Annotated in this window: 23 protein-coding genes and 1 tRNA gene; 17 read left to right on the forward strand and 7 right to left on the reverse strand. The window is 31.1% G+C overall.

Annotation, left to right across the window (positions count from 1 at the left end):
* Positions 1–18 precede the first annotated feature (18 nt).
* Positions 19–94, forward strand: a tRNA-Lys gene (locus tag ACREV6_RS00005).
* 177 nt (positions 95–271) lie between these two features.
* Here the strand turns inward: ACREV6_RS00005 and ACREV6_RS00010 are convergent.
* On the reverse strand, positions 272–853 hold the full coding sequence (locus ACREV6_RS00010) for a tetratricopeptide repeat protein (protein ID WP_431575996.1): 582 nt from the start codon (positions 851–853) through the stop codon (positions 272–274).
* Between the two features lie 419 nt (positions 854–1,272).
* On the opposite strand from ACREV6_RS00010, the gene ACREV6_RS00015 reads away from it, so the two are divergent.
* From ACREV6_RS00015 to kdpC, 10 genes are all read left to right on the forward strand, one after another.
* Positions 1,273–1,926, forward strand: coding sequence for a potassium channel family protein (locus tag ACREV6_RS00015; protein ID WP_431575997.1), 654 nt, complete (start codon positions 1,273–1,275; stop codon positions 1,924–1,926).
* A complete protein-coding gene (locus tag ACREV6_RS00020) occupies positions 1,923–2,582 on the forward strand; it encodes a potassium channel family protein (protein ID WP_431575998.1) in 660 nt (219 codons plus the stop codon). The genes ACREV6_RS00015 and ACREV6_RS00020 overlap by 4 nt, the downstream gene beginning before the upstream one ends.
* A 111-nt stretch (positions 2,583–2,693) precedes the next feature.
* Entirely contained in the window at positions 2,694–4,229 is a 1,536-nt protein-coding gene (locus ACREV6_RS00025; protein ID WP_431575999.1) for a TrkH family potassium uptake protein, read from the forward strand.
* Complete coding sequence (locus ACREV6_RS00030; RefSeq protein ID WP_431576000.1) at positions 4,205–4,705, forward strand: hypothetical protein; 501 nt, start codon at positions 4,205–4,207, stop codon at positions 4,703–4,705. Before ACREV6_RS00025 ends, ACREV6_RS00030 begins: the two co-directional genes overlap by 25 nt.
* Positions 4,706–4,859: 154 nt before the next feature.
* On the forward strand, positions 4,860–6,491 hold the full coding sequence (locus ACREV6_RS00035; RefSeq protein WP_431576001.1) for an ATP-binding protein: 1,632 nt from the start codon (positions 4,860–4,862) through the stop codon (positions 6,489–6,491).
* Positions 6,460–7,161 carry a response regulator gene (locus ACREV6_RS00040; protein ID WP_431576002.1) on the forward strand — a complete coding sequence of 234 codons (702 nt, stop codon included), beginning with the start codon at positions 6,460–6,462 and terminating at the stop codon, positions 7,159–7,161. Before ACREV6_RS00035 ends, ACREV6_RS00040 begins: the two co-directional genes overlap by 32 nt.
* A 300-nt stretch (positions 7,162–7,461) precedes the next feature.
* Positions 7,462–7,539, forward strand: coding sequence for a K(+)-transporting ATPase subunit F (gene kdpF, locus ACREV6_RS00045; protein WP_224617774.1), 78 nt, complete (start codon positions 7,462–7,464; stop codon positions 7,537–7,539).
* Positions 7,540–7,564: 25 nt separating this feature from the next.
* A complete protein-coding gene (gene kdpA / locus ACREV6_RS00050; protein ID WP_431576003.1) occupies positions 7,565–9,235 on the forward strand; it encodes a potassium-transporting ATPase subunit KdpA in 1,671 nt (556 codons plus the stop codon).
* Between the two features lie 32 nt (positions 9,236–9,267).
* Entirely contained in the window at positions 9,268–11,331 is a 2,064-nt protein-coding gene (kdpB, locus tag ACREV6_RS00055) for a potassium-transporting ATPase subunit KdpB (RefSeq protein WP_431576004.1), read from the forward strand.
* A 15-nt stretch (positions 11,332–11,346) separates the two neighbouring features.
* Positions 11,347–11,937 carry a potassium-transporting ATPase subunit KdpC gene (kdpC, locus tag ACREV6_RS00060; RefSeq protein WP_431576005.1) on the forward strand — a complete coding sequence of 197 codons (591 nt, stop codon included), beginning with the start codon at positions 11,347–11,349 and terminating at the stop codon, positions 11,935–11,937.
* 116 nt (positions 11,938–12,053) lie between these two features.
* Here kdpC and ACREV6_RS00065 read toward each other — a convergent pair whose 3' ends face one another.
* Positions 12,054–13,208 (reverse strand): sensor protein KdpD, encoded by a 1,155-nt coding sequence (locus ACREV6_RS00065; protein WP_431576006.1) that lies wholly within the window; start codon positions 13,206–13,208, stop codon positions 12,054–12,056.
* 312 nt (positions 13,209–13,520) lie between these two features.
* On the opposite strand from ACREV6_RS00065, the gene ACREV6_RS00070 reads away from it, so the two are divergent.
* Entirely contained in the window at positions 13,521–13,934 is a 414-nt protein-coding gene (locus ACREV6_RS00070; RefSeq protein ID WP_431576007.1) for a hypothetical protein, read from the forward strand.
* A gap of 41 nt (positions 13,935–13,975) precedes the next feature.
* On the opposite strand, the gene ACREV6_RS00075 is transcribed toward ACREV6_RS00070, so the two are convergent.
* The 3 genes from ACREV6_RS00075 to ACREV6_RS00085 form a co-directional block, all read right to left on the reverse strand.
* A complete protein-coding gene (locus ACREV6_RS00075; protein WP_431576008.1) occupies positions 13,976–14,644 on the reverse strand; it encodes an ABC-2 transporter permease in 669 nt (222 codons plus the stop codon).
* Positions 14,644–15,504, reverse strand: coding sequence for an ABC transporter ATP-binding protein (locus tag ACREV6_RS00080; RefSeq protein ID WP_431576009.1), 861 nt, complete (start codon positions 15,502–15,504; stop codon positions 14,644–14,646). Before ACREV6_RS00080 ends, ACREV6_RS00075 begins: the two co-directional genes overlap by 1 nt.
* A 74-nt stretch (positions 15,505–15,578) precedes the next feature.
* Positions 15,579–15,956 (reverse strand): GntR family transcriptional regulator, encoded by a 378-nt coding sequence (locus ACREV6_RS00085; RefSeq protein ID WP_431576010.1) that lies wholly within the window; start codon positions 15,954–15,956, stop codon positions 15,579–15,581.
* 203 nt (positions 15,957–16,159) lie between these two features.
* On the opposite strand from ACREV6_RS00085, the gene ACREV6_RS00090 reads away from it, so the two are divergent.
* The 5 genes from ACREV6_RS00090 (at position 16,160) to ACREV6_RS00110 (ending at position 22,002) form a co-directional block, all read left to right on the forward strand.
* Positions 16,160–17,326 (forward strand): mechanosensitive ion channel family protein, encoded by a 1,167-nt coding sequence (locus ACREV6_RS00090; protein WP_431576011.1) that lies wholly within the window; start codon positions 16,160–16,162, stop codon positions 17,324–17,326.
* Between the two features lie 260 nt (positions 17,327–17,586).
* The gene (locus ACREV6_RS00095) at positions 17,587–18,636 is read left to right on the forward strand and encodes a M42 family metallopeptidase (protein WP_431576012.1); all 1,050 of its coding nucleotides are present in this window, start codon (positions 17,587–17,589) and stop codon (positions 18,634–18,636) included.
* On the forward strand, positions 18,627–19,625 hold the full coding sequence (locus tag ACREV6_RS00100) for a M42 family metallopeptidase (protein WP_431576013.1): 999 nt from the start codon (positions 18,627–18,629) through the stop codon (positions 19,623–19,625). Before ACREV6_RS00095 ends, ACREV6_RS00100 begins: the two co-directional genes overlap by 10 nt.
* A gap of 33 nt (positions 19,626–19,658) precedes the next feature.
* A complete protein-coding gene (locus tag ACREV6_RS00105; RefSeq protein ID WP_431576014.1) occupies positions 19,659–20,615 on the forward strand; it encodes a M42 family metallopeptidase in 957 nt (318 codons plus the stop codon).
* A 148-nt stretch (positions 20,616–20,763) separates the two neighbouring features.
* Positions 20,764–22,002: a right-handed parallel beta-helix repeat-containing protein gene (locus ACREV6_RS00110; protein WP_431576015.1), complete on the forward strand. Its 1,239-nt coding sequence runs from the start codon at positions 20,764–20,766 to the stop codon at positions 22,000–22,002.
* Positions 22,003–22,071: 69 nt separating this feature from the next.
* Here the strand turns inward: ACREV6_RS00110 and glgD are convergent, their stop codons facing one another.
* Both glgD and ACREV6_RS00120 read right to left on the reverse strand, forming a co-directional pair.
* Complete coding sequence (gene glgD / locus ACREV6_RS00115) at positions 22,072–23,181, reverse strand: glucose-1-phosphate adenylyltransferase subunit GlgD (RefSeq protein WP_431576016.1); 1,110 nt, start codon at positions 23,179–23,181, stop codon at positions 22,072–22,074.
* A 9-nt stretch (positions 23,182–23,190) separates the two neighbouring features.
* Positions 23,191–24,336, reverse strand: coding sequence for a glucose-1-phosphate adenylyltransferase (locus ACREV6_RS00120; protein ID WP_431576017.1), 1,146 nt, complete (start codon positions 24,334–24,336; stop codon positions 23,191–23,193).
* Between the last annotated feature and the right edge of the window lie 131 nt (positions 24,337–24,467).

The raw sequence follows: 24,467 nt of genomic DNA on the forward strand, positions 1-24,467 counted from the left end.
TCGTCGCCAGGTAAACATGGTTTACTAGCTCAGTTGGTAGAGCACATGACTTTTAATCATGGTGTCCGGGGTTCGATTCCCCGGTAAGCCACCAAAAAAAAGCACTTCTTTATGAAGTGCTTTTTTTTATACACTTTTAACAGAAAAACACTATGCCTTTAGGCTAGTGTTTGAATTTTCTTAAAGCTATAAACTTTTCCGTCGTACTTAGATAAATTATTAGATTGATAAAAATATATTTTAGCTCTCTTTGCCAATGTTAAGTAAGGGTTTAACAGCTCCATTGCTCTGCCATATTATGAAATATGGCAGCTTTTTTTAAGTCCCCTTGCTTACTATACACTATAGATATTAATTCATAAATTTCAGGAATATTTGGATCAGTAGATAGAACTACTTTTAGTGCATCCAATGCTTTTTTTAGGTTATTCTCAGTTATTAATTGTTTTATAATCACTATTTGATACTCGATACTTCTTGCATTTGGATACTCTTCTTCTGTAATCATTTCATCAATAATAGTCTTAATCTTATCTGTAGTAAAAGGTTTCTGTAAATAAGTAAGGGCACCAAGCTTTGTACAGTCCACTGCATTTTTAACTGTGGCAAAAGCTGTCATAATTACTACAGGAGCAGTTATTCCTTTAGCTCTAATTCTTTTTAAAACCTCCGTGCCGCTTATTTCGGGCATTTTAATATCTAAAAATATTAAGTCTACAGGTTGGGTATCAATTATGGATAGTGCTTCATTGCCATTAGTAGCCATCAAAACTTCAAATCCATTTAGTTTAAGATAGATTCCGAGCAGTGTACGAATATTTTTTGTATCATCTACAACTAAAACTTTTTTCATAGTTGACCTTCTTTCCAAAATAAAAAATTATATTATTAAATATATAAAGTTATAATTTTAAGTTTATATATTAGTATAAGATATTTATTAATTATAAGCAACTCAAAATGAATATTTGAAATATGTAAAATAAGAGGTATTTGTAGGTTTTATTAGTATAAATACACTATATTCTTTTAATAAATCTCATATACACCATTATGGATTCATTACTATGAGGAAAATGAAGTATAACTAATATAAACAAAGGATCCCTATGCTATAGTTGTTAAAGCACATATAACAACAAGGATAATGATTTTAAAAACAGTTAGACGAAGTTGCATTATGCCCTAAAATTGCTTAGAATATGCATGTGGTATTTAAATTTAATAGTAATGCATTTTTTTAATAAAGAATTCAAGTAAGGAGAACAAATTATGTATATTGTAATAATAGGTTGTGGAAGATTAGGCAGCGGACTTGCCATGGAGCTTTCTAATGATGGCCATGATGTGGTAATAGTGGACAAATACGCAGCAAATTTGCAGCGCCTTAGAAGTGGCTTTAATGGAATTAAAATTAAGGGTGTGGAGATAGATAATGATACATTGCTGGAAGCTGGAATAGACAAAGCAGATATATTTTTGGCTATGACCCCTGCAGATAATATAAATATTATGGCTAGTCAAATTGCAAAAAATATATTTAAGGTACCTAAAGTGATAGCTAGAATCTTTGACCCATCCAGGGAATTTATTTATAGAAAACTAGGATTACAAACTATAAGTCCAACTGAATTAGGTATAAATATAATTAAAAATAAAATAATAGATAAAAAATCTGATACATTATTTACATTAAACAATGATATATCTATAGAAGAAATTACAATAAACAAACTTAAGTTTAAAAGTGTTTTAGAAATAGAAGATAAGTTTAAATGTAGCATATGTGCAATTTGGAAAAATGGTGAATTTATGTTACCAAATAAAAATGAACTGTTTGAGAAGGGTAATAAAATAGTTTGTAGCATAAATAAGGAGAATAAAGAAAAGTTAGTAAAGGCAATAATGAGGGAGAAACTTATATGAGAGCAATAATAGTTGGTGGCGGAAAGGTAGGTTATTATCTTGTTAAAGCATTAAAAGAAAAAAAACATCAAGTGGTATTAATAGAAAAAGACATAAAAATTTGCCAAAAAATTGCTGAAGAAATTCAGGTAGATGTAATATGCGGGGATGGATCGGATGTTGAAGTACTGAAAGATGCGGGTATTGAGGAAGCAGAAGTAGTAGCTGCAGTAACGGGGAAAGATGAGGAGAACTTGGTAATATGTCAAATGGCTAAAGTGAACTTTAATATTAATGAAACAATAGCCAGAATCAACAATCCTAAAAATACAGCAATATTCAAGGCACTAGGAGTAGATAAGACTGTATGTAGTACACAAGTAATTTGCAATTTAATAGAAGGGGAATTTAATAGCGAACCGCTAAAAGTAATAGAAAGTATAAATAAAGGAGAAATGATATTAGTAGAAGCGAAAATAGATAAAGACAGTGCCTGGAAAGATAAATCTATAGGACAGTTAAAGTTACCTAAGGAATGTCTAATAATATCAATAATAAGAAGTGAGAAAGTGATTTTTCCAAGAGGCTCCGTAGATATAAAAGATGGCGATAAAGTACTTATCATAACAAATACAGATAGAAAGAAAGATGTAGAGAAATCTATAATTGGAGGGTAAATATTATGACAAGCAAAAAGATTATAGGTGGAGTAATTACAGAGATAGGATATACACTAATGTTTTTATTTGTTTTATATGGCATTAATATGATTTTGACAAGGTGATTATATGAAAAAAGTAATAAGAAACTTTGATGATTTTAGAATAATAAATTTTTATGTAGGATATGTAATAATAGGAACTGCAAGTTTAATGTTGATACCAATGCTTACTTCATTAATATTTAAGGAATGGAGTGCACTTTTAGATTTTACTATTAGTATAAGTATAGCTATTAGTTTAGGTATATTTCTTATGGCTACAGGTAAAAGCAAGATTGACAAATTAAAGGTACAATGGAAGCATGGGTTAATTATTGCATCTAGCTCCTGGCTTATATTAACTTTTTTATGTGCAGTGCCTTATCAGCTTAGTGGAAATACTGAATCTTTCTTAGATGCAATTTTTGATGTCATGAGTGGATTTACAACTACGGGAGTTTTACTTACTCAAAACATTGACCATCTTTCAATGGGACTCAATATGTGGAGACATATTATTACCTTTGTTGGTGGACAAGGTATGGTAGTACTCGCTTTAAGTTTTATGGTAGACCATACATTAGGTGCTTACAAAATGTATGTTGGTGAAGGTAAAGATGCAGAACTCGTACCTAATGTAAAAAATACAGCAAGAATAATATGGACAATAAGCATCATATATCTAGTAGTAGGGACTATTATGCTTTGGATAAATGGAATGCTTATAGGCATGCAACCTATAAGTGCTTTTTTTCATGGATTATTTATTTTTATGTCCGCTTGGAGCACGGGTGGGTTTGCACCGATGTCTCAAAATATATTGTATTATCATAGTCTTTCCTACGAGCTGTTAACAATGATTTTCTTTGTCATTGGTTCTTTAAATTTTGCATTACATTATGCAGTATGGCAAGGCAAGAAAAAAGAAATATTGAAGAATATTGAAACGCAGAGTTTTTTCATAACAGCATTAATTATTTCTTTTTTTGTAGCATTAAAACTAACAAATTCGGGAGTATATAGTAACGCTATATCAGTTTTTAGAAAAGCTGTATACAATGTATTATCAGCACATACTACTACAGGATTTGGTAATCTCTATGCAAGGCAGTTTGCTACTGAATGGGGAGATTTTCCTGTGGTTATGATGGTAATAGCCATGCTTATAGGTGGATCAGCTTGTTCTACGGCTGGTGGGTTTAAGGGTCTCAGGGTAGGATTGGTGTTTAAAAGTATAGGTGCAGAAGTGAATAAGTTGATAAATTCTGATAGAAAAGTAAGGATATATAAGTTTCATCATATAAAAGAAATTGTGTTAGAGGATGCAATGGTGAAATCTGCCTACCTTATAATAATATGCTATATAATATTATTTTTTGTAGGGACTGCACTCGGAACCTATTATGGATACCCAGTGCTTAGTTCAGCTTTTGAAGCTGCATCAATTACAGGAAATGTAGGATTATCCATTGGAATTACTGCTCCATCAATGCCAACTTTACTTAAGGTATATTATATAATTGCAATGTATTTAGGAAGACTAGAATTTATATCTGTGTTTGCATTAATAGGAGTTACATTTGGAGGCATTAAGAAATTATGGTTAAGACTTTTAAAACAATAATATTAATATGTATTTTGGTTTTTTCTTTTCCTATAGCATGTATGGCAAAGGAATATGGTAACTTTAATGAATTAATCGAAAATGGAAAAAAGATTGATAACACTAAAATTACGCTAAAGGGTGAAGCTATTGGGGAAGGTATGAATAGAGGTAAATATTCATGGGTAAATATCAGTGACGGAAGCAATGCTATGGGTATATGGATTAAAAATGAACAAGTCCAAAGTATAAAAAACTTTGGTAAGTATGGTTATAAGGGAGATATGTTAAAAATAAATGGTGCTTTTAATAGAGCTTGCGTGGAGCATGGTGGTGATATGGATATCCATGCAATCTCAGTTGAAGTTATAGAGGTTGGGAGAAAAGTAATAATTCCTATAAGTGATAATAAAAAAATTATAGCAACAATACTAACACTTAGTACACTTACTTTAATTTTTTTATATAAAAAAGTCACTAAAGGCATTTCAAAATGAAGTGCTTTTTTTAGAAATTGAAACAGAGACTATTTTGTTTCAATTTTTGTCTATACTAATCATAATACTAGATACCTTTTATCAGTGGTGTATTATTGAAGATCGGTATTGGCAATTAAGAGGTATTTAGATATATTAGGAGGCGACGGGGATTTTGAAAAAAAGTAAATTAAATAAGCGGTTTCTAAAAATTTTTAGTGAATATGAATATAGTGACTATAAAGAAATTAAACCTAAAGAAATGATAATTGCCAATGTGTTCAAAATTATAGTGATTATGAGTTTATCAACTATACTATCTCTGGTATTTAGAAAAATTGGGATTCATGAGTCAAATGTAATAATAGTATATATTTTAGGAGTATTATTTGTATCAATAAGTACTGATGGATATATTTATGGTACAATGGCTTCGATAATTGGAGTACTATCATTTAATTTTTTCTTTACGGTACCATATTATAGCTTTTTAGCTTATAGAGCTGACTATCCAGTAACTTTTATTATAATGCTTATAGCCGCAATTATTACAAGCACTTTAACTTCAAGGGTTAAAACGCAAGTTAAGATATCTTATATACGTGAAAATAGAATGAAAATTTTATATAAAATTAACAAATCATTGCTTACAGCAAGAAATAAAAAACAAGTAGTTCAGTTTTGTGGTGACAATTTAGTTGATATGTTTAACAGAACTATTATGATAGCTATACTAGATGATAAAAAAAATTTGCAAAAGTCAAGTGATTATATGGTTAATGGAGAATCTGGTAGGAATATTTTTAATTCAGATGTAGAGGTTCTGGCAATTGAAAAATGCTTTAAAACAGGTCAATCAGTAGGTGTTGAAGCTGATGTCTCCATAAATAGTGTGGGATATTATCATCCCATTAAAGGACAGAATGAAATTCTTGGAATTATTGGCATAGCATGTTTAGAAGAAGATACCTTATCAAAAAATGAAAAAATTCTTTTAGAGTCCGTTTCTACACAAATTGCTTTAGCTATTGAAAGGGAAGATTTATATGAAAAGAAAAAACATATAAATTTAGAGGCTGAAAGAGAAAGGCTTAGGGGAAATCTTTTAAGGTCAATTTCACATGATTTAAGAACTCCGCTAACAGGAATACTAGGGTCTGTTTCTACAATTACTGATAATTATGATGTACTTGATAATGATACTAAGAAAGAGCTTCTTGCTATTATTTATGAAGATACAAGCTGGCTTATACATTCAGTTGAAAATATATTAAGTATGACAAGAATAGATGAAGGTAAGCTGGAAATTAAGAAGGATGCAGAGCTTGTTGAAGAAATCGTTGCTGAATCCATATCGAGAGTTAAAAGGTTTTCAGGAAGTCATAATATCGTGATTGATTTACCTCAAAACATGGTTATATTATTTGTAGATGGGTTATTAATAGAACAAGTGCTTATTAATTTGATTGATAATGCTATAAAGTATACACAGGATGATTCCATCATAGCAGTTAAAGTTACAGAAAAAGATCAAAATGTAAATTTTGAAGTGTCGGATAATGGGAAAGGGATACCAGAAGAAGATATAACGTCTATATTTGATAGGTTTTATACAAAGACTAAAGGTGATTGCCTAGAAAAACGAGGAATAGGACTAGGACTTGCTATTTGCAAGTCCATTATAGAAGCACATGGTGGATGTATGGAAGCTTTAAACAACTCTTCTGGTGGGGCTACTTTTAGATTTAGTTTACCTGGAATAAGGAGCGATGAAAATGGATATAAAGCCTTTGATTTTAATAGTTGAAGATGATAAACCTATTAAAAAGTTTATGAGAGTTTCCCTTGAAGCGCAGGGGTATAAGTGCATTGAAACTGAATTTGGGAATGCGGCTATAGCACTTATTTTTTCCAACAATCCAGATATAATAATTTTAGACTTAGGATTACCTGATATTGATGGGCTTAATGTTATTGAGAAAGTAAGAGAGTCCACAAAAGCTAGGATTATAGTTGTTTCAGCTCGTGGACATGAAAGTGAAAAGGTTGAAGCATTAGATAGTGGTGCAGATGATTATTTGACCAAGCCTTTTAGTGTAGCTGAGCTTTTAGCAAGAATCAGGGTGGCACTTAGACATTTTAATGGAGATGACAATTCACAAAATAGTGTGCAATCAGTATTTGTGGTTAAGGATTTAAAAATAGATTTTGAAAAACGCAGGGTTACGATTTTACATGAAGAAATACATTTAACACCAATGGAGTACAAATTAATTGTGTTGATGTCAAGATATGCAGGACGTGTGTTAACGCATAAGTATATAATTGATGAGATTTGGGGAAGTTATTTTGAAAATGAGACACAGTCTCTTAGGGTATTTATGGCTAATATAAGAAGGAAAATAGAAAGGGACCCTGCCCAGCCGCAGTATATCATAACTGAAGTTGGAGTAGGATATCGTTTAGTAGATGAATAATATTTTAAAGATGAAGCTTTTGGCTTCATCTTTTTTTTGTAAAAAAATAAGGCGTATTTGTCTTAACATAAAATTTATGCAGAATATAGCATCTTAACACTATCTTTATTTTGTTTTTGTTAGAATAATTGCATAAGGTGATCAGAAGGAGGCGACGTAAATTCATGATGGATGTAATATTTATAATAGGAACAGCATTTTGTTTTTTGCTAGTATTACCGTTTATTAATTGGTGTGAAGCACAAATAAATAAATAAAAATCAACATATCACTTAAAGTGATAATTAAATGGAGGATTGTATGAAAGGTTTAATTGTAATCGCAATTTTATTGTTTTTGTATTTAGGGTATGCGTTGTTTAATCCCGAAAAATTTTAAAAGAACAGATGGAGGGTAGTTATTTATGGACATTTTTCAAATTGTATTAACGCTTATAATTTTTGTATTGCTTATTATCCCAACTGGAAAATATATATATAAAGTTATAAATAATAAGAGATCCTTTGTAGATCCAGTTATGGACAAGGTAGATAACACAATATATAAAATTACAGGAATAACAAAAGAAGAGATGACTTGGAAGCAATATGCTATTGCTTTTATAGTATCAAATATGGTTATGACTTTAATGGCTTACGTAGTGCTTAGGGTTCAAGGGGTTCATTTCTTAAACCCTAATGGGAACAAAGCCATGGATGCTTCACTTGTTTTTAACACTATTTTTAGTTTTATGACTAATACAAACCTTCAACACTATAGTGGAGAAGGGGGATTGTCCTATTTAAGTCAAATGATAGTTATAACTTTCTTTATGTTTACGTCAGCAGCATCAGGATTTGCTGTTGCAGCTGCTTTTATAAGAGGTATTACTGGAAAGACTAAAATGCTAGGTAATTTTTTTGTTGATTTAGTAAGAGTTATTACAAGGGTGCTAATTCCATTTTCAATAATAGTAACAATACTTTTAATGGTACAAGGAGTTCCACAGAGTTTTTCAGCAAATAAAGTTATTACGACGTTAGAAGGAACTAAACAAGTTATTGGAGTGGGACCTGTAGCTTCATTTGAAGCTATTAAACATTTAGGGACTAATGGTGGTGGTTTCTTTGGAGCAAACTCATCACATCCATTTGAAAATCCTACTCCCATTGCAAACTTAATAGAAATGTTATCTATGATGTTAATACCTGGAGCTATAGTTTATTGTTTTGGACTAATGGTAAAAAAGAAAAAGCAAGGATGGGCTATATTTGCAGCAATGTCTATATTGTTTGTATTGTCCTTAGTAATTTGCGTGCATTCTGAAAAAGCTGGGAATCCTGCCATAGCTAATCTTAATTTAAGCCAAGCCATGGGTAATATGGAAGGGAAAGAAATAAGGTTTGGCCTTCCAGGTTCAACGCTATTTACAACTGTTACAACAGCATTCACCACGGGTACTGTAAATAATATGCATGATTCATTAACACCTCTTGGTGGAATGGTTCCACTATGGCAGATGATGCTTAACGTAGTATTCGGTGGGGAAGGCGTAGGTTTTATGAATATGATAATGTACGCCATACTAACAGTATTCCTATGTGGACTAATGGTTGGAAGGACACCGGAATTTTTGGGTAAAAAAATTGAGGCAAAGGAAATTAAGTTAATATCTTTGGCTATATTAATACATCCTTTTATAATTCTTGTACCTTCAAGTATAGCTGTACTTACGAAGCAGGGACTTGCGGGTATAACTAATTCAGGTTTCCATGGTTTAACCCAAGTACTTTATGAATTTACTTCCTCTGCTGCTAATAATGGTTCAGGTTTTGAAGGATTAGTAGACAATACTATGTTTTGGAATGTAAGTACAGGGCTTGTTATGTATGCAGGAAGATTTTTCGCCATGATTATTCTTTTAGCTGTAGCTGGTTCGCTAGCTGCTAAGAAGTCTGTAGCAGAATCAAATTCTACATTTAGGACAGACAACACTACCTTTACTATAATATTAGTATTTATAGTTTTAATAATAGGAGCGTTAACATTTATGCCAGCTATAGTATTAGGACCAATAGCTGAGCACTTAATGTAATAAAATATTTAATAATGTAAGGAGTAATATATATGAGTAATAAAGATAGTAAAAAGAAGTTTATAAGTAAAAAGATTTTTAATGATGCAGTTAAAGATTCTTTTAAAAAGTTAAACCCTAGATTAATGATAAAAAATCCTGTTATGTTCATTGTTGAAGTTGGATTTTTTATAACTTTATTTCTTACTTTTGTTCCTACAGCCTTTGGTGATACAGGCACAAATTTAAGAGTATATAATGGATTAGTTGCTTTGATTCTTTTCATTACAGTTCTATTTGCTAACTTTGCAGAAGCAGTGGCGGAGGGACGCGGTAAAGCTCAAGCTGAAAGTTTGAAGAAAACAAAAAAAGATACAAGGGCTAAACTTTTAGATAAAAATGGTAAAATAACAATTACTAATGCATCGGAGATTAAAAAGGGAGATATTGTTCTTGTTGAAAATGGGGATATAATACCAAATGATGGTGAAATTGTTTCGGGACTTGCAGCTGTAGATGAATCCGCTATAACAGGAGAATCAGCGCCTGTTATGAAAGAGTCTGGTGGAGATTTTAGCTCAGTTACTGGAGGAACTAAAGTTGTAAGTGATTGGCTTAAAATCAAAATTACAGCTAGTCCAGGAGAGTCCTTCCTTGATAAAATGATAAGTTTAGTTGAGGGAGCTTCAAGACAAAAAACTCCTAATGAGATGGCATTAAATATTTTATTAACAGTTTTAACAATGATTTTTCTAATGGTTGTTGTTACATTGCAACCATTAGGAGCTTATTCCGGTGTTAAAATCCCTGCATCTACACTTATAGCATTGCTTGTATGCTTAATACCAACTACAATAGGTGGTTTATTATCAGCTATAGGAATTGCAGGTATGGATAGAGTTACAAGATTTAATGTAATTGCTATGTCAGGTAAAGCGGTTGAAGCTTGCGGAGACGTAGATGTTATGATTTTGGATAAGACTGGTACAATAACTTACGGTAATAGACTTGCAGCAGAATTTACGGCTGTATCTGGATGTGACCAAAATAAATTAATAAAATATGCATTAATATCTTCCCTAAAGGATGAAACTCCTGAAGGCAGGTCTGTAGTTGAACTTGCGAGTAAACTTGGAGTATCTTTTGATGTAGAGGATTATAAAGAAGCAGAATTCATAGAATTCACTGCTCAAACTAAAATGAGTGGATTAAATTTAGCAGATGGAACTATTATAAGAAAAGGTGCTATTAGTAGTATTATAGAAATGGTACAGGGACTTGGGGGTAAGGTTTCAAAGGATTTAGAAGTAGTTACAACAAAAATTTCAATGCGTGGAGGAACACCCTTAGTAGTTTGTGTAAATAGTGAAATACTTGGAGTTATTTATTTAAAGGACACTGTAAAACCAGGACTTACGCAAAGGTTTGAAAGACTAAGACAGATGGGTATAAAAACTATTATGTGTACAGGGGATAACCCGCTTACAGCGGCTACAATAGCAAAGGAAGCTGGGGTAGATGAATTTATTGCAGAGTGTACCCCAGAGGGGAAAATAGATATTATAAAAAGAGAACAAGCAGAGGGAAAACTTGTTGCTATGACGGGTGATGGTACTAATGATGCTCCGGCACTTGCTCAGGCGGATGTTGGGCTTGCCATGAATAGTGGTACTGTTGCTGCAAAAGAAGCTGCTAATATGGTGGATTTAGATTCTGATCCTACTAAGATAATTGAAGTAGTAGAAATAGGTAAGCAGTTACTTATAACAAGGGGGGCATTAACTACATTTAGTATAGCAAATGATGTTGCGAAATACTTTGCTATAATCCCCGCAATATTTACTGTAGCTATTCCCACAATGAATGTATTAAATGTAATGAAGCTTGCTACGCCTTCAAGTGCAATATTATCAGCATTAGTGTTTAATGCAATAATAATACCTTTATTAATTCCAATAGCTATGAGAGGAGTAAAATATAAACCATCAAAGGCTGAAACTCTTCTTTTGAGAAATATATTAATTTATGGTGTAGGTGGAATTCTGGTTCCCTTCGGTGGAATTAAAATAATAGATATGATAATATTCCCGCTACTCAAAGTACTTAACGTGGCATAATTGAGGAGGATAACAATGAAAGTATTAAAAAAATCAATATTAGTTAGTTTGACGTTGATGTTTATATGTGGGTTTGTATTTCCGACTGTAATGACTGGGGTAGGTCAGTTGGTTTTTAATAATAAGGCTAATGGAAGTATGATAACTGTGAATGGGCATGAAGTAGGTTCAAAGCTTATAGGTCAAAATTTTACAGACGCTCGTTATTTTCATGGAAGAATTTCAGCTGTAAATTACAATACGTACAAGGAGGGGGATAAGATTTCATTGTCTTCGGGGTCTGCAAATCTTGCGCCTTCGAATAAGGCCCTAACAGAGAGAATACAAAAGGATATGGATGAATTTTTAAAGGCCAATCCTGAAGTGAAAAAAGAAGAGATTCCAGCAGATTTTTTAACAAGTTCAGGCTCAGGTCTCGATCCTCATATAAGTCCAGAAGCTGCAAAGATACAAATACCAGCTATTTCAAAAGCTACAGGTATTGCTAAAAGTGATTTAGAAGGAATGGTTAAGAATAATACGCAGGAAAGACAACTTGGTGTGTTTGGAAATAAAAGAGTTAATGTATTGGAACTCAATATTGAAGTTGGAAGTAAGCTTCATTAATTGAGAGTTAACAAAAATAGGAATGGGGCTAGATTTGTGTAAATAAATCTAGCTACATTCTTTTTTTTGTATAATTTAATGGTAGTTGTGGTAATAACATGTAACTATCAACTTAATTAAAAGCTGCGGTTATCAGGAATTACGTGTATTTCTATATCTTTAGCATGACGTAAAACTTTTGTTACTGGGGAACCTCTAAATACCATTTGCCAAAAGGAACGGTTAGCATGGCCAATTATAATTTGTGTGATATGCTTTTGTGAAGCAAATCTTACAAGTTCTCTGGAAACACTTTTGCCAGTTAAGGTTATAGTATCAGCGCCGAGTTGCTCAGCTAATTTAAAGTGGCTTGCTAACATATCTAAACCCTTTTTAGAAGGCGTAGTGGCTAAAGCATGAGTACAGTTTACTGTAGCTACAATCCATTCGCATTTATAGCGTTTTGCTATGCGGGCGCCTCTTCTTATTAATTTTTTTCCGAAAGGATTAGCACTTACACAAACCATAACTCTTTCGGCAGTATGCCAGTTTTCTCTAATATTGTGTTTTTTCATATACTCTTCTAAATCATCATCAACTTCCTGGGCAGTTTGTCTTAATGTTATTTCTCTTAGAGCATTTAAATTTCCACCTCTAAAAAAGTTTTTTAATGCTCTTGCAATATTTTCGTTTTTATAAATATCACCTCTTTTTAATCTGGACTGAAGTGCTGAAGGAGTAATATCGATAACAACCACCTCATCAGCGTTTTCAACTATAATATCAGGAATTGTTTCTCTGACTGTTATACCTGTTATTTGTTTTATAACGTCATTAAGACTTTCTAAATGTTGAATGTTTAAAGTAGTAACTACATCTATTCCATGTTCTAGTATTTCTAAAACATCTTCATACCTTTTCTTATTTTTAGAACCAGGGGCATTAGTATGGGCTAATTCGTCTATAAGTACTATTTTAGGGTTACGATTTAATACCTCATCTAAATGAATTTCTTCTAAAATCATGTTATTATAGTTTATTTTTTTTCTGGGTAATACCTCAAGAGAATCTACTTGAGAATTAGTTTCGTGTCTCCCATGGCTTTCAAGATAACCTATAACAATATCTTGTCCTCTTTTTAACATTCGATTAGCTTCATTGAGCATGGAGTATGTCTTTCCAACACCAGGTGCGTAGCCTAAAAATATTTTCAAATGTCCTATTCTAGTTTCTCTTTCTACTGCTTTTAATGCTTCATCAGGTGTAATTCGGTTAAAAGAATTATTATTCATTAAATCAATCCTTTATTTATAAAATTTTGGTTAATTACAGCATCGCAGGTGAGGATTTAAGTAAAAGATTATAAAGTTGAAACATATATTCATTATACAATTAAATTTTACTTTTTAAAAATCACATAATAATACTATGGAATGAATGAAAACCCTTGATATACCACAGTTCATGAAAAAAAAATAGCACTAAATTATAAAATCTTAACATAATCTTTATACGCTAGGATTTATCTTTATACCGTCTTAATAGGCGATTTGATAAAATATGATTATCAAATATAAAGTGAAAGGATAACTTGAGGTGAGAGTATGTTAACAAATATAAATGAAGAAAATTTTCTTGAGAATAATATAAAACAAGCTATTAATGCAATAAGGTCAAAAGAGTATAATCTAGCACGTAAGTATTTAATGGCAGAGATGATTGGAAATGACCATTCAGCAGAGGTGTACAATTTACTAGGAATTATTTCAGAATATAAAAGGGATGAGGTTATGGCGTGCATATACTATAGAGCGGCATATGTATTTGATCCAACTTATAAGCCATCGGATAAAAATTTAGAAAAATTAACTTCATTTTTTTATAGATTTAATGAAGAAAATATAGATTTTGGAGATGCTATGGAGAAAGAAAATGAGAAATTATGTTTTGCCGAGTGTAGTGGAATGCAGATTGGAAATTTAAAAAATATTCAGGTAAGTAGAAAGTCAGCTTGTTAATTAAATTTTTAGTGTATATTTTCTTGAAAAAAATAAGGAGTTTAAAACTCCTTATTTTTATATATCCGTATTGAGATCATTAGAGAAATTAAAAAGAGAATTAAGCCTAAGATTAAAACTAAAGAATTTCGAGTTAAACTAGAAGTGTTGCTTACAAAATAATTAAATTTGTGAACAAAAATATTATTTGGATTTTTAATAGCATAGTCAATAGCTGATGTTGGTACGAAAAAGAATGCCATAAATATTAAAACAGTAAAAATTTTCATTCTTGCAACTCCAAACTTGAAATACACAGGAAAAAATATAGAACTAAATATACATACAGATGTTAAAACTGAAACAATATCTAATAGTGATATTAATCTAGTAAACATTGGTAGTCCAGCAGTCTTGCCTATAAATCCAATTAATATAGAACAAATAATACCTACAATTCCAAAAATAAAGGTTGATATATATTTTGATATAACAATATCATCTCTTTTAAGTGGTAAACTGTTTAATATAATTTCACTTTTGTTTTTGTCATCATAGGCTACAGCAATATTTATGAATAGATAGGTGATTACCGTAGGGGATAACACATATAAACCAAAGCCATTAGGTCTCATAGAAGAAAAACCAATTGACGCAAAAATAGTATAAAGAAGAGCATATAACAAGGTTTTTTTCTGAATAGATATATCCTTTATTATTAAATTTAACATTAATTATTCCCCCTAACCGTATATACCATAATTTCTTCAAGTGAAGCTCTTTCAATAATAGCTTTGTCTTTAAATATCTTTCTTGCTTTGGTAATATCCTTTGTTAAAGCCTGAAATCCACAGTTAGTTTCTTTTATACTCACAAATTCACGTTTAGTATCATTGTCTAAAACTTCTTTACTTCCCTTTACTAAACCGTAGTTTTCAACAATTTCGTCCTTAGTTTGCGAAAAAACTAATTTGCCTTTATTGATAAAAGTAATATAATCTGCTATCTTCTCAAGGTCAGTAGTTATATGTGTTGAAAAGAAAATACTTACATTTTCATCTTGAATTACGTTGTATAAAATATCTAAAAGTTCACTTCTAAATACTGGGTCCAGTCCAGATGTGGGTTCATCCATTATAATTAGCTCTGCATTATGGGAAAGAGCTAGCGCTAGAGAAAATTTTGTTTTCATTCCTTTTGATAGGGTTTTAATTTTATTTTTTTTAGGTAATTCAAATTCTTTTATAAATTTTTCAAATAAAGTGTCATTCCAGCTTTTATAGAAAGGGCGAAGGATATTTTTCATTTCTATTATGTTTAATTCTTCATAGAAATAGTTTTCGTCATAAACAAAACCAATTTTTTGTTTGATTTCTTTCTCATGTTTTAAATTGTCCAATCCGAAAACAGTTATTTTTCCACTATCTTTTTTAATAAGATTCATTATAAGTTTTATGGTGGTACTCTTTCCAGAACCGTTTGGACCTATAAATCCCATTACAGAGCCTCTTTCAACATTAAAAGTTAGGTTATCTAAAGTGAAATTTTTATAGGATTTCCCTAAATTCTTTATTTCTAAAATATTATTCATATTTATCTCTCCTTAATTAGTTTGATAAAACGCAATAATTATAAATAGTCAGCCCATTTTAATTGCATTAGATATTAATTTTCTTCTGTATATAATAGCGCTAGCATACTTTGTAATTCTTCTAAACTTAAATTTAAATGTTTGCTTTCAGTTGCCACTTCCATTAGTTTTTCTTCTATAGCTGTTAATCGTTTTTCTCTTATTAGGTCTTTGTTTTGACCAGAAACATAGGAGCCCTTTCCTGGTACAGTTTCTATAAAACCATCTCTTTCAAGTTCCTCATAAGCTCTCTTAGTTGTTATAACGCTTATCTGAAGGTCTTTTGCTAAACTTCTTATAGACGGTAGAGCGTCACCCTCTGAAAGCTCCTCCTTCATAAGGGCAGTTTTTATTTGAGTTACTATTTGCTCATAAATTGGATATTGTGATGAATTAGAAATTATAATATTCATAATTTACTCCTTTGTTAATAGTGTATATATACTATACGAACAGTATATACGGATTAAAAATTATTGTCAACAAATATTTGTAAGTTTTGTTTATGAATATATTAATAAGAATCTATTTTTTCTCGCATAATCCATTGAGAAAATAACATTATTAGCTTAAAATGATTATATATATAAACATAAGATGAAAGGAGCGTGATTTTTTGTTTGATGATATAGTTGATTTTTTTGTAGAAAATAAAATACAGTATGTTTTTACTGATATGCAATCCTACCAATTCGAGTATATAGGTATAGCTATTGCAGTTTTTGCATTATTTGTATTATTAAAAAAGGTATTTGCAAAATATGTATTTAAAATAATATTGAGACTTGTTAATAAAACAAAGTTTAATGCAGATACAAATATAGTAGCTGCTTTTCAAAAACCTGTAACCAATTTTTTTGAGGTATTAGGATTTTATTTTGCTTTTAAAATTTTAACTAGGGCAGGAATTCCAATTAGTTTAATAACTATAGATAGGTTTTTTAGTTCTGCTGTAATTATTCTAATTACTTGGGGAACATATAATCTCACTGGTGAATCTTCTGTATTATTTGAGAGAATGCATAAAGCTTATGACATAAAAGTAGATAAAATATTATTTCCATTTCTGTCAAAAACATTAAGATTAATAGTGGTAGCATTAGCTATTACTATAATTGCTGAAAAGTGGGGATATAATATTCAAGGGTTTGTGGCGGGGCTTGGCCTAGGAGGACTTGCTTTTGCACTAGCAGCTAAAGATGCAGCAGCTAATATTATTGCAGGTATTTTCATAATATTAGATAAACCATTCACTATTGGAGATTGGCTTAGTAATGACTCATTAGAAGGTAGCATAGAGGATATTTCTTTTAGAACTACTAAAATAAGAGCTGTTGATCAATCATTAATAATAGTGCCTAATTCAAAATTAACTAATGAAGCCGTAATAAATTTTAGTAGAAGAGGCAAACGAAGAGTTAATTTAAAGTTAGGATTAACCTATAGAACCTCTAGGGAGAAATTAGAAACTTGCGTTGAAAGCATACGGAATATGTTAGAAAATCATTCAAAGGTTAGTAAGGATGGCATCCTTGTTAGATTTGATAAATTTAATTCAAGTAGTTTAGACGTTTTAATATATTTTTTTACTGATACACCAGAGTTTGATGAATACTTTGAAATAAAAGAAGATGTTAATTTTAAAATAATGGATATTTTACAAGAGCAAGGAGTTTCAATGGCATTTCCAAGCACAAGTGTATATGTGGAAAGTCTACCTAATACAATAGCAGGGGATTTTAAATTAGCAGATAAACTTCAGAAAAAAGAAACTTCAGAATAAAATTTTTATAGAAACAGTAGAAACACTGAAATTAATGATAATAAGTAAAGGCTTTAGGGTTTACCCTAAAGCTTTTTATAATTATATAGCATGAAATAATTCAAAATTTACACAGATATATTGGAGGAAAAAACCATTATATATAGAATACAAATAGGTATGTGTTTATAATAATCTAAATCAAAGAAACACTGCAAACAATAATAAACAGAAAAATCAAACAATATCAATTAGACTAGAATCTCAAGTAGGAGGAAATTATGGACGAAAAGCAACTGTTAAAAAATTTATGCACGGCGCATGCTCCAAGTGGACGCGAACATTGGATACATCCACTAATTAAAGAGGCCTTTGAGCCTTTTTGTGAAGTTACGGAAGGGAAATTAAATAATCTATATGCTATAAAAAAAGGCAACAAAAATGGAGAAAGAAAAAGTATAATGCTTATGGCACATTCTGATGAGGTTTTCCTTATGATAACTGAGATAATGCCAAAGGCATTTTTAAAGTTTACTGGTAGTGGAATTGATCCTAAGACCTTGGTTTCTCAGGAGGTTCTTATTCATGGCAAAAAACAGATAGACGGCATTATAGGGATTAAGCCACCACATCTTATGAGTGAGGAAGAAAGTGAAAAATCAGTTACTATAAAGGGCTTAACAATTGATACAGGATATAGCACAGAAAAATTACAAGAGATTGTTAATATTGGTGATTTTGTAACATTAAAAAGAGACTTCTATGAGCTATTAAATAATAATGTAACATGTAAAGCTACAGATGATAGAGCAGGTATAGTAGCTATGTATACTTGTTGCAAAGAACTAGAAAAAATAAACCATGATTTAGATGTTTATTTTGTAGCTTCTTGCCAAGAGGAAGTAGGCCATAGAGGAGCTAAAATGGCAAGTTATGATTTATTGCCAACTTTAGCTATAGCTATAGATGTAACCTTTGATAATGGTCCTATGGGAGATATTGATCGCGAAAATAAACTAGGTGGAGGTCCTGTTATATGTTTTGGACCTAATATACATAGTAAATTTAGAGAAAGACTTATGGAAATAGCTGATGAGTATGTTATTCCTTATAACGTAGAAGTGGAATCAGGTAATACTGGAACAGATGCCTGGGATATACAGGTAACTAGAGGAGGTATTCCTACACTATTAATATCTATACCAATCAAGTATATGCATACATCAGTTGAGGTTGTTAATATGGATGATATTATAAATACGGGAAGAGTAATAGCCAAATTTATTGAAAAGGTAAGTAGAAAGGAGGTGGAGGAATTACTATGTTTTTAGAAAAATTATCTAATGCCGCAGGTCCTTCAGGGTTTGAAGGAGAAGTAAGAGAAATTATAAAAGAAGAAATTGTGAATTATGTAGATGAGATGAAAGTAGATGTTATGGGTAATATTATCGCACACAAAAAAGGTAATGGCATAAAAGTACTTATAGATGCCCATATGGATGAAGTAGGTTTTATTATTACTGGATATAATCAGGATGGTACTTTAAGGTTTGAGTCCTTAGGGGGAATTAATGGCAAGGTGCTCCTATCTAAAGTTGTGTTAATAGGCAAAAATAAAATACCAGGAGTAATAGGCTTTAAACCAATTCATCTGCAAAATAGTGATGAAAGAAAAAACAACGTAAAGGCTAGTATGTGTTGCATTGATATAGGTTCAAGTTCTGTGGAAGAAACCCAAAAACACATAAAAATTGGAGAATTTGTTGTGTTCCATATGGTGTATGGTAAGTTTGGAGATGGACTAGTTAAAGGAAAAGCATTTGATGATAGAATGGGTTGCGCTGTTGCTATAGAAATATTAAAGGAAAGTTATAATTGTGATCTTTACGTTAGCTTTAATGTTCAAGAGGAGGTAGGAGAAAGAGGATCCTATGTTTCTGCTTTTAATATACAACCGGATATAGGGGTTGCGCTAGAGGGAACTATATGTGCAGACATGCCTGGCATTCCTAAACATTTAAGCGCCACAGAAATAGGTAAGGGTCCTGCACTATCTATTATGGATAAGACTAGCATTTTTGATGATGAGATTTTAAAGACCATAATAAAGGTAGCAGAAGATAAGGACATACTCTATCAGCTAAGGAGAGCCACGGCAGGCGGAAATGATGCAGGAGCTATACTTATGTCAGGAGCGGGAGCAAAGGTAGCTACAGTGTCAGTGCCCTGTAGATATATACATTCCTCTGTTTCAGTAGCGAGTATAGAAGATTATAAAAATACTGTGAGACTTATGGTGGAATGGCTAAAAACATTTTAAAAATAAACAGTAATATGAAAGTGGGGATTAATTATGGATATAATGTTACAAAAACTAGTTAGCGCATTTGGTGTTAGTGGACATGAAGATGAGGTTAGAGGAGTTATAAGAGAAGAATTAAAGAATATTAATTGTAATATAAAAGAAGATAAGATGGGGAATTTAATAGTTAAATTAGGTAGTGGTGCGCAAAAAATAATGTTCTGTGCTCATATGGACGAGGTAGGTCTCATAGCTACATATATAGAGGATAACGGGTTTGTACGAGTAAGTAATATAGGGGGAATTCATGCCTCTGAAATAGTACATAATTTTGTTGTATTTCAAAATGGGATTAGGGGCAAAGTTGGCGCTGCAAAACCAGAGCCTAAAGTAGAAGATTTATTTATAGACCTTGGGGTGAATTCAAGAGAAGAAGCGTTAAAGAAAATTAAAGAAGGAGATACAGCACGTCTTTTATCTGATGGCATGGAAGTAGAAGATAAAATAATTAGCCCCTCATTAGATAACAGGATTAGTTGTTATATTCTTCTAAGCATGATAAAAGAAATTAAAGAAACAAAAAATGAACTATATTTTGTATTTTCTACTCAAGAGGAACTGGGGGGAAGGGGAGCAAGAGCAGCAGCTTATACTGTAAATCCAGATTATTGCATAGTACTAGATACACAGGGAACCGGAGATTATATTGGCGGCGAAGGAAATTTAGAACTTGGAAAAGGACCTATAATTAAGATACAAGATAGAACTTTAATTATGCATCATGAAATCAAAGAAATGCTTGAGAATGCAGCGCAAAAATCTGAGGTAAAAGTTCAATATGGAATTTCAAAGGGAAGTACAGATGGTGGAAACATTCATAAAGAAAATGGCGGAATAAGAACAGGGGTAGTTTCAATTCCTTGCAGATATACTCAATCTATTTCAGAAATGATTTCTATGAAGGATGTAGAGGATACAATAAAATTACTAAAAGCTGTTTTAAAATAATATAAATATTTAAACTTTCTTATATTATTAAAATTTAGGATATTTGTGTGCTGCAATATAAGCATTATATTTACATATGTTATAAATAGTGGTAGTATAGTCATTGGGTAGTTTAAAAAAATAAATACTAGAATAGGGGAGGATTTAAATGAAGAATTTATCAAAAAAGTTAATAAGCATTCTGATGAGCTTCGTAATGTTTCTATCAATAGTAAGTTTAAAGACCAAAGTTGTACAAGCTAAAGAAATAGATGTTGTTCCTAAAATAGATATAGTATCACTTGAACATTTTCCATTCATTGAAAAAGAAGAAAATTCCATATATGTGTCTTGTAATAATTATACAGGAAAAGTTCAGTATCAGGCATTTTATATAGGAGAAAACACCATGAAGTCATGGGAATTAGTTAGTAATAAAGGTATGATAGACGGATGGACTAAACCTACACAGGCTAATAAGTATGAAGTACTTAATATATCTAATTTAAACTTAAAACCAGACTATTACAGATTTGCAATTAGAGTAAAAAGAGATGGAATGCAGGGGAAATATAAAAATAAGTATGGCAGTTATGATGATGCATATTCTTTTTCCACAGTAGTAAAAAAAATTGTGGAACCCGAAGTGATTGAAGTTAGTAACGCAAAAGACTTATTGGAAAATATAGGACCCAATAAGACTATAAAATTAAAAACTGGTGAATATGACTTATTAGCTGTAAAGGATTTGAACAATAAGTACTTAAAATTTGAAAAAGTGTTTGATGGACAACAGCTGGTAATATCAGATATAAGCAATTTAACTATTGAAGGATTAAAGGATGCTGAGGTAAAATTGTTAGTTAATCCAAGATATGCAAATGTACTTACCTTCAAAAATTCGGACAATATAAATATTTCAAATATAATTGCAGGACATTATCCAGATAAAGGATCTTGTACCGGTGGAGTATTCTTTTTTGATAATTGTAAAAATATCGACATAAAAAATTCGGTTTTATTTGGATGCGGAACAGAAGGTATAAATCTTAATAAAGTTGAAAATTTTAACTTTGTAAATTCTACAATTAAGGAATGTTCATATGATTTAATGAATTTAATTGATTCAAAGAATATTGTGTTTAAAGACTCGAACTTTTATGATACGATGGAATATAATCTTATAAATGTAAGTAATACTAAGGATGTTATTTTTGATAAATGTAACATTTATAATAATAAGTCAACCGATGAATATACTCCATATTTATTCAATGTAGATGAAAAATCAAATGTTCTTGTTAAAAATTCCATAATAAAAGATAATAAAGTTAAGAGTTTAGTTAGTAATAAGGAAACTGTTATTTTTGAAAATGTAGAATTTCATAACAATACTTTTGACAAATAATCAAATAAATGAGAAACAAAACGGATACTGTTGGGATAAAACAGTATCCGTTTTGTTTGTAAAATGATCTTAAAATAAAGCCCTTTTTTCAATTACAAGTGGAAATTCTTCATCACCATTAAGGTGCTTACCGCTGTCGATAATTACATTTTTATCCATTATAACATTAAAGAGTTTAGAATGTTCTTTAATTTGGCAATTTTGAAGGATAATACTATTTCTAATTTCAGCTCCCCTATGAACCACAACTCCCCTTGATATAATACTATTTTCAATAAGCCCATCGATAATACAGCCATCAGCAACTATTGAATTTTTTACCTTGCTTTCAGGGGCATATTTAGTAGGTGGTTCATCTTTGATTTTTGTATAAATAGGACCATTATTAAAAAATAATTCTTTAGTTGTTTTTAAGTTTAAAAGGTCCATATTAGCTTTATAGTAAGCACTTATTGAATTAATACATTGAAGGTAGCCTTTAAATTCATAAGCTGTAACCCTTAAATCTTTAATATTTTTATATATAGCATCCTTAATAGTACAGTAAAAACCAGTTTGTATACATTTACTAATGAGTGATATTAAAAGGTCCTTTTTCATAATGAACATTTCCATGGAAATATTTAAACTGTCATAAGCGCCTATATTTTTTCCTACACTTAGTACATTATTGTTATCATCTATATTTAATACGTCGCAATTTAAAAAGTTTTTAGTACTAGTTTTAATATTTTTATATATGACAGTTATATCTTGCTGTCTCTCTTCATGATACTTAACGGCAGCTATATAATCTATGTTTCCTATCATATAAGAAGGAGAAATAATAACATTTTTTTCTTTACTTCTATATATATACTCCATGTTATTCCACAACATTTCTGCATCGTTTATAGACATATTACCAATGCCAAAATTAAAAACAAATAGCCCGTTGAGTCTTCTATCTAAATCCCATGGTTTTCCAGAACCTAAATGATCTACTAAGGAGCGAGATTTACTTTGGGTAAAAATTCCGATGTTTTTAAGACCTGAATTAACCATGTTAGATAATGCAAAATCTATAATTCTATACCTAGCAGCTATGGGAATAGAAGCTAGTGGTCTGTTTTTAGTAAGACTTATTATATTTGTTTCATTTTCATTTAGGTTTAATATACCCATATAATTTTTAAGCATTTAACCACCTCATCTTATAACTGAATTAGATTTAATTTCAGAGCCTTCTGCAATGAGAGTTATATCACCTGCAATTCCTATAAGAGAATGACCTCTTATAGTAACATTATTACCGATTATAGCTTTATCAATAATAACGTTGTCCCCTATTTTGGTGTTAGGCATAATAACAGAATTTGATATTTTAGAGTTTTTTCCAACTGTAACTCCTTGAAATAGTACTGAATTATAAACTTCTCCAAGAACAATGCATCCTTCTACCACTAGTGAGCTTGTAACTTTTGCATTAGGGCCTACATATTGAGCAGGGTTTATAGGATTTATGGAATATATCTTCCAAGTTTCATCATGAATATTTAATTCATTATTGTCATCTATTAAATCCATATTTGCTTCCCAAAGGCTTTTAATAGTACCTACATCTTTCCAATAGCCTTTAAAAGGATATGCATAAAGTTTCTTTTGGTTTTTAAGCATAGAAGGTATTATATTTTTCCCGAAATCGTTGCTAGAGTGTTTATTGTTTTCATCCTCTTTTAAAAAGCTTTTAAGAAATTTCCAATTGAAAATATATACACCCATAGAAGCCATATTGTTTTTGGGGTCTTGAGGCTTTTCTTCAAATTCATATATTTTATTATCAGAAGTAGTATTCATTATTCCGAATCTAGAGGCTTCATCTAGTGGAACTTCAATAACGGCTATAGTAGCATCGGCGGATTTCTCTTTGTGGAAATTGAGCATTTTTGAATAATCCATTTTATAAACGTGGTCGCCAGAGAGAATAAGTACATACTCTGGGTCATAGGAGTCTATAAAATTAGTATTTTGATAGATTGCGTTAGCGGTACCTTTATACCAGTCTCCTCCCGATTCATCCATATAAGGAGGGAGAAGTGTGACTCCGCCGTTATTTCTATCTAAATCCCAAGGGACACCTATACCTATATGAGAATTTAGTGCAAGGGGTTGATATTGTGTTAGTACCCCAACCGTATCTATTCCTGAATTTGAACAATTACTTAGAGTAAAATCAATAATCCTATACTTACCCCCAAAAGGTATTGCAGGTTTTGCTGTGTTTTTAGTAAGCATCTTAAGTCTACTGCCTTGTCCACCCGCCAGAATCATAGCGATCATCTCTTTTTTTTGCATTTTAAATACCTCCATTATCTAAGGTTTCTTCAATAAATAACTAATTAATAAGCTTGTCTATTATAGAAGAGGCTTAAAACTTCATTATATTACTTTACCTATGTATATTAGGATGAAGGTGATTTAATACC

It is taken from the genome of Clostridium sp. (genome assembly GCF_050717515.1).
Classification (GTDB): Bacteria; Bacillota; Clostridia; order Clostridiales; family Clostridiaceae; genus Clostridium_AD.

What these genes read in the sequence shown, in the direction of transcription:
- ACREV6_RS00030 (WP_431576000.1), top strand. Translation starts at nt 4,205, where the DNA reads ATGGTTAAGACTTTTAAAACAATAATATTAATATGTATTTTGGTTTTT.
- ACREV6_RS00070 (WP_431576007.1), top strand. Translation starts at nt 13,521, where the DNA reads ATGTTAACAAATATAAATGAAGAAAATTTTCTTGAGAATAATATAAAA.
- ACREV6_RS00095 (WP_431576012.1), top strand. Translation starts at nt 17,587, where the DNA reads ATGGACGAAAAGCAACTGTTAAAAAATTTATGCACGGCGCATGCTCCA.
- ACREV6_RS00085 (WP_431576010.1), bottom strand. Translation starts at nt 15,956, where the DNA reads ATGAATATTATAATTTCTAATTCATCACAATATCCAATTTATGAGCAA.
- kdpA (WP_431576003.1), top strand. Translation starts at nt 7,565, where the DNA reads ATGGACATTTTTCAAATTGTATTAACGCTTATAATTTTTGTATTGCTT.
- ACREV6_RS00100 (WP_431576013.1), top strand. Translation starts at nt 18,627, where the DNA reads ATGTTTTTAGAAAAATTATCTAATGCCGCAGGTCCTTCAGGGTTTGAA.
- kdpC (WP_431576005.1), top strand. Translation starts at nt 11,347, where the DNA reads ATGAAAGTATTAAAAAAATCAATATTAGTTAGTTTGACGTTGATGTTT.
- ACREV6_RS00010 (WP_431575996.1), bottom strand. Translation starts at nt 853, where the DNA reads ATGAAAAAAGTTTTAGTTGTAGATGATACAAAAAATATTCGTACACTG.
- ACREV6_RS00040 (WP_431576002.1), top strand. Translation starts at nt 6,460, where the DNA reads ATGGATATAAAGCCTTTGATTTTAATAGTTGAAGATGATAAACCTATT.
- ACREV6_RS00020 (WP_431575998.1), top strand. Translation starts at nt 1,923, where the DNA reads ATGAGAGCAATAATAGTTGGTGGCGGAAAGGTAGGTTATTATCTTGTT.
- ACREV6_RS00110 (WP_431576015.1), top strand. Translation starts at nt 20,764, where the DNA reads ATGAAGAATTTATCAAAAAAGTTAATAAGCATTCTGATGAGCTTCGTA.
- ACREV6_RS00105 (WP_431576014.1), top strand. Translation starts at nt 19,659, where the DNA reads ATGGATATAATGTTACAAAAACTAGTTAGCGCATTTGGTGTTAGTGGA.
- kdpF (WP_224617774.1), top strand. Translation starts at nt 7,462, where the DNA reads ATGAAAGGTTTAATTGTAATCGCAATTTTATTGTTTTTGTATTTAGGG.
- ACREV6_RS00015 (WP_431575997.1), top strand. Translation starts at nt 1,273, where the DNA reads ATGTATATTGTAATAATAGGTTGTGGAAGATTAGGCAGCGGACTTGCC.
- ACREV6_RS00120 (WP_431576017.1), bottom strand. Translation starts at nt 24,336, where the DNA reads ATGCAAAAAAAAGAGATGATCGCTATGATTCTGGCGGGTGGACAAGGC.
- kdpB (WP_431576004.1), top strand. Translation starts at nt 9,268, where the DNA reads ATGAGTAATAAAGATAGTAAAAAGAAGTTTATAAGTAAAAAGATTTTT.
- ACREV6_RS00080 (WP_431576009.1), bottom strand. Translation starts at nt 15,504, where the DNA reads ATGAATAATATTTTAGAAATAAAGAATTTAGGGAAATCCTATAAAAAT.
- ACREV6_RS00025 (WP_431575999.1), top strand. Translation starts at nt 2,694, where the DNA reads ATGAAAAAAGTAATAAGAAACTTTGATGATTTTAGAATAATAAATTTT.
- glgD (WP_431576016.1), bottom strand. Translation starts at nt 23,181, where the DNA reads ATGCTTAAAAATTATATGGGTATATTAAACCTAAATGAAAATGAAACA.
- ACREV6_RS00065 (WP_431576006.1), bottom strand. Translation starts at nt 13,208, where the DNA reads ATGAATAATAATTCTTTTAACCGAATTACACCTGATGAAGCATTAAAA.
- ACREV6_RS00075 (WP_431576008.1), bottom strand. Translation starts at nt 14,644, where the DNA reads ATGTTAAATTTAATAATAAAGGATATATCTATTCAGAAAAAAACCTTG.